General features: G+C 67.1%; 5 protein-coding genes and 1 tRNA gene. 4 read left to right on the plus strand and 2 right to left on the minus strand.

From position 1 onward, the window contains the following. Positions 1-154 precede the first annotated feature (154 nt). Complete coding sequence (locus TAE01_RS20245; protein ID WP_186815319.1) at positions 155-622, minus strand: NUDIX hydrolase; 468 nt, start codon at positions 620-622, stop codon at positions 155-157. Between the two features lie 572 nt (positions 623-1194). Between TAE01_RS20245 and TAE01_RS20250 the strand changes: the two genes are divergently transcribed. The 3 genes from TAE01_RS20250 to TAE01_RS20260 are packed head-to-tail and all read left to right on the plus strand — an operon-like array spanning position 1195 to position 3945. Further along, complete coding sequence (locus tag TAE01_RS20250; RefSeq protein ID WP_147068614.1) at positions 1195-2643, plus strand: replication initiator; 1449 nt, start codon at positions 1195-1197, stop codon at positions 2641-2643. A 28-nt stretch (positions 2644-2671) separates the two neighbouring features. Beyond that, entirely contained in the window at positions 2672-2821 is a 150-nt protein-coding gene (locus TAE01_RS20255) for a helix-turn-helix domain-containing protein (protein ID WP_246111480.1), read from the plus strand. Next, positions 2821-3945 (plus strand): tyrosine-type recombinase/integrase, encoded by a 1125-nt coding sequence (locus TAE01_RS20260; RefSeq protein ID WP_147068616.1) that lies wholly within the window; start codon positions 2821-2823, stop codon positions 3943-3945. The genes TAE01_RS20255 and TAE01_RS20260 overlap by 1 nt, the downstream gene beginning before the upstream one ends. A gap of 14 nt (positions 3946-3959) precedes the next feature. Here TAE01_RS20260 and TAE01_RS20265 read toward each other — a convergent pair. Further along, positions 3960-4035, minus strand: a tRNA-Lys gene (locus tag TAE01_RS20265). Between the two features lie 275 nt (positions 4036-4310). On the opposite strand from TAE01_RS20265, the gene TAE01_RS20270 reads away from it, so the two are divergent. Then, the coding region (locus TAE01_RS20270) for an SLATT domain-containing protein (protein WP_186815320.1) at positions 4311-5008 on the plus strand (698 nt) is incomplete at its 3' end.

A 5008-nucleotide genomic window follows, 5' to 3' on the forward strand; every position in this document is an offset into this window, starting at 1 on the left:
ACTTAACAGCCGGTCTTTGCTGGCCGTCTTAGGTTGGTCAACGGCGCGCAGCTCGCGTCGACTGAACGCCTGCGTTGTCGACACGACCGAGCGGATCGCGGCAGAGGACGTTCAACGTGCTCCTGGTCTGCCGGCCTTCGCGGGCCCTTGCGGGCTACTCGGAGATGTCGATCGGCGTTGAGGGGACTCCGCTATGCAGAAGATCCGCCAGCCGCTGTCCAAGGCCCGGCGGAGACACGGTCTCGGTCGTCGATCTCAGCTCCGGTATCGACCACCAGCGGAAGCCGAGGATTGAGCTCCTTTCGTACTTGGTCAGGGCGGCGGGAGCAGGGCGGAAGTTGATGACGCGATGGAGCAGCCAGTCCTCGTGGACCTCCACTTCACGCCCGTTGTAGGTATAGGTGTGATCCCGGGACCAGACTGGATGGCCAGTGGGCAACTCCTTGATCCCAGTCTCCTCGGCGGCCTCTCGGACGGCGGCCTGTTGGAGAGTTTCGCCTTGCTCGAGACCACCGCCGACTGGGTACCAGCACTCGTCCCGGCTCTTGGGGTCGCGCGAGTGGATGAGTAAGAGGCGGTCCTCCTCATCGAGGATGAGGAGCTTGACGGTAGGCCTCGACACTCGGCACATAGTGCCAGACGCAGCCGTTGTAGCCCGCAAGTCGGGACGTCCGCTATTCGGCATGTGGGTGAAACTTCTTCCGCCAACACTCGGCGTGTTTCTTCGTCTCCCGGCGCCGCGGCCGTGGACTCTGGAAGTGCGGACACACCCACACAAAAGACCTGAACTGACAAAATTACGGGCTTGATGCCCTGGGGGTCGGCTCCCCACCCCGGCCAGAGGCCTTCACACGAATAGCCGCCACACACCACGCATCTTCTCGTCCGCCATCTTCTTCGTGACCTTTGACGTGGCCGGCGTGTGAGCAACCCCCGCAGCGCCGGCTCTCCTTCTCGAACCAGCTTGGATGGCCGCCCTTTCGGACCGGGTGTGTCGTGCAGCGCGGGGTTGCATCAGCTGCACGGCACACCCACCCGGACCAGGGAAGGGGGGTGGCCGTGATGACCCGGGCAACACGTGACCGCGTCTGGGACGCCGTCCCCCTACGCACCGGAGCGTCCCCACGCGGTGAGGATCACCCGCTGGACCTAGGCCACCTCGACTCGACGACCGAGGCGCAGGTAATCGCCCGCTTGCTGTCGCGGGACTTCGACGCGTGGTCCGAGGCCGCGTCTCGGGTGGGGCACTGCGCCAACCCGATCCGCCTCCACGGCTCGTCGCACACCGTCGACACTCGCACCGGTGAGGTCCTCGGCTCGTTCTCGTCGAAGGACAGCCCGCTCGGGGTGCTGCACGTCCGGTGCGGGAACCGGCGCGCGGCCGAGTGCCCGTCCTGCTCGAGGTTGTACGCGGCGGACACGTTCCACTTGATCCGGGCCGGCGTCACCGGCGGGAAAGGCGTCCCTGATCACGTCAGCGACAACCCGCTCGTCTTCGCCACCCTCACCGCACCGTCGTTCGGGCTCGTCCACGGCACCCGCGGCGGTCGCAAGTGTCGCCCCTTCACCCCGAAAGGAGTGTCCGGCGTGTGCGAGCACGGCAGGCCGACCGTCTGCCACGCCACCCACGACGACTGCGACGACCTACTCGGGCAGCCGCTGTGTCGGGACTGCTACGACTACGTCGGCCACATCGTCTGGCAGTGGTGGGCCCCCGAGCTGTGGCGTCGGTTCACCATCAACGTGCGCCGCGCCCTGGCCAAGACCCTTGGCGTCGCCGAATCCCGCCTGCCGGACCACCTGACGTTGCAGTACGCGAAGGTCGCCGAATACCAGCTGCGTGGCCTGATCCACTTCCACGCCCTCATCCGCCTCGACGGACCCAAGACCGACGACGGGTTTGCGCCCACACCAGCCGGTGCCACCGCCGCGCTGCTGGCCCACGTCGTCGAGCAGGCTGTCACAGCAGTGTCTTTCGACGCGCCACCGCTCTACGAGGACGACCCAGCTCGGACGCTGCGCTTCGGGGCCCAGGTCGACGTCCGGCCCATCAAGACGTCCCGGCGCACCGACGACCCGGACCGGCAACTCACCGCGGGGCAGGTCGCCGGCTACCTGGCGAAGTACGCGACGAAGTCCGCGGGCGACTTGGTCAACGGCGACAACCCGCACCTCCGCCGGCTGCGCGCAACCATCGCCGAAGTCACCGACCACATCGCGACCGACGCGCGCGGCGAGGGGACCCCACTGCGAGAGCACCCTTACGCGCTCCTCGGGAAGTGGAACCGGATGCTCGGCTTCCGCGGCCACTTCTCCACGAAGTCCCGGCGCTACTCGATCACGCTCGGGCGCCTGCGCCGCGCGCGTACGCGGTTCCAGAGACGCCTTTCCGACGCCAGCCGTCAAGGTAAGACCCTCGACGTCCGCGACCTCGACGACCTCCTCGCAGATGACTTCGAGCAGACCACCCTCGTCGTCGGTCGATGGTCCTATGCCGGGTCCGGCTGGGACACCGAAGGCGACGCCGAGCTCGCCAAGGCCGCAGCCGCCCGCGCCCGCGAATACGCCCAGTGGAGGCAGCACACGGCGTCGATTCGTCATCACCGCAGGGCAATCCGAGTAGGGGAGAAGGGCAATGAGTGAAACCGATGTGTTGTGGACCGTCCAGGACGTGAGCGAGTTCCTGCGTGTCCCGGTGGCCACGATCTACCAGTGGCGGGTTCGACATGAGGGCCCGCAAGCAATGCGGATCGGGCGTCACCTGCGCTTCGATCCCGAGACGGTCCGAGCATGGTCGCGCGACCAGCTGGAGGTCGTCTGATGGCGAGCATCAGCAAGAACTCCAAAGACCCCGGATGGCAAGCACGGTGGCGCGATCCGGGAGGGCGGCAGCGCAAGAAGAACTTCGCCCGCAAGGTCGATGCTCAACGGTGGCTCGACCAGATGCAGGCAGAGCGGCATCGCGGTCAGTACATCGATCCGCGGGCCGGCAAGGTGCGGGTGCGTGACGTTGCCGAAGCCTGGGCTAGCGGCCTGACGCATCTCAAGGTGTCGACCGCGACGCGTTACCGCGGGTTGGTCAACGGACACATCCTTCCTCGCTTCGGGGGCTGGGCGATCGCGGAGCTGAGGCACAGCGACGTCCGCGACTGGGTGCGCGACCTGTCTGCTAGCGGTCTGTCAGCAGGAACCGTGCGGCAGGCGCACCGGGTGCTGTCGCTGATTCTTGCCGAAGCGGTGAAGGACGGACGGCTCTCCCGAAACGCTGCTGCGGGGGTCCAGCTACCCCGGGCAGTACGAGCAGATCCGCGCTTCCTGAGCGCAGCCGAGGTCGCTCGCCTCGTCGAGGCCGCACAGCCGAATGGCCTCAGCGTGGCGGTGCTCGCGTTCTGTGGCCTGCGCTTCGGCGAGCTCGCAGCCCTCCGGGTCCGTCGGGTCAACCTGCTTCGCCGTCGCCTCATCATCGCGGAGAGCGTCACAGAGGTGGCCGGTCGCGCAGTCTGGTCTCTGCCCAAGACGAACCGCACAAGGACTGTGCCGTTCCCGCCGTCGCTGGCTCAGGGAATCGAGGGACAGTGCCATGGGAAGGGGCCCGATGATCTGCTCTTCACCGCACCCGAGGGGGGCGTCCTGCGCCTGGGCAACTGGCGTCGTCGTGTCTTCGACCCGGCCTGCCGGACAGCCGGCCTCGTCGACGTCACTCCCCACGACCTGAGGCACACCGCGGCCTCGCTGGCCATCGCCTCGGGGGCCAACGTCAAAGCCGTTCAGCAGATGCTCGGGCACGCGTCAGCCGCGATGACGCTCGATGTCTATGCCGGTCTCTTCAGCGACGACCTGGACGCCGTGGCGCTGGCTCTCGACGGGCTTGTGCCCCTTCTGCGCCCCCTGGAGGCTTCGGAGGGCGAGGGGCTCGTGAAGTCGAACGGGGCAGACAGTGCCTGACCTGCGCAAACGTGTGGTGGGCCCCGTCGGGCTCGAACCGACGACCGGCGGATTAAAAGTCCGATGCTCTACCGACTGAGCTAGAGGCCCGGGGGGTGGGGAGTTTGAATGCAACTTCCCACGCAACTTTGCTCGGAACAACAGCCGTGTAAGCCGCGGTCTGGCAGGTCCCAAGCGCAAGTATGCCGCACGCGCGTCAGCCCTCATCCCCGGGAGCCCGTCAACAGCACCTTCGCGACCGAGCGCCTAAGCGAAGACTGGCCCGGACTGGCTGGGAACCGCTGTGTCGGTGCTCACGTCTACGCTCCCGAGCAGTGCAGTTGTCCGGATTGGGCGATCGCGAGCGACTTGATGGGGATGGGGCTGTGGGCAAGTCGAAGACCGTCGTGCCACCGGTGGCGGCGTCGCATTACGCCGTGCCGCCCTGCGTCCGATCGGCACTCGTGCCGATCGGCGAGGAGTTGGCCAGGCTAGAGGAGACCGCTCGGTGGTCGTCTCAGACGCAGTTCGAAGCCGGGAAGTCGTGGCAGCGGTGGAACCTCCGACTGGGCGTTCCGGCCAGCGTCCTAGGCCTGTTCAGCGGCGGTGCGGCCTACCTCGACACGTTGCCGACGTGGGTGGTCGGGACGGGGGCCCTGGCCGGTGCCGGGCTTGCCGCCGTCATGACGATCTTGGGTTCGGAGAGACGCGCACAGCACGCCAAGGCCTGTGCGAACACGTTTCACGATATTCAGGACGACGCGCGCCGCATGCTGCTCATCGACCTGGGCGGGATGACCGATGAGGAGGCTCGAACTCAGTTGGAGTCGCTCACCAAGCGCTACACCGACGCGCGTCACGACGCCGACACGCCGAACCGGCGGGCGTACAACCGGGCCCGAAGGAACCTCGAGGAAGGCGGCCAGCAGTTCGCCATCGACTCCACCAACAGAATCAGTCCGCTGACCGTGATCGCGGACCCGTCCACCGACGCCGATGCCTCCGCCAATCCAGACACCACGACTGAACCGCCCCGGGATGTCGGGAGACTCCAAACCTTGGGAAGGTTGGAGTCATGCCGGGG

This window comes from Terrabacter aerolatus (assembly GCF_007991735.1).
GTDB lineage: Bacteria > Actinomycetota > Actinomycetes > Actinomycetales > Dermatophilaceae > Terrabacter > Terrabacter aerolatus.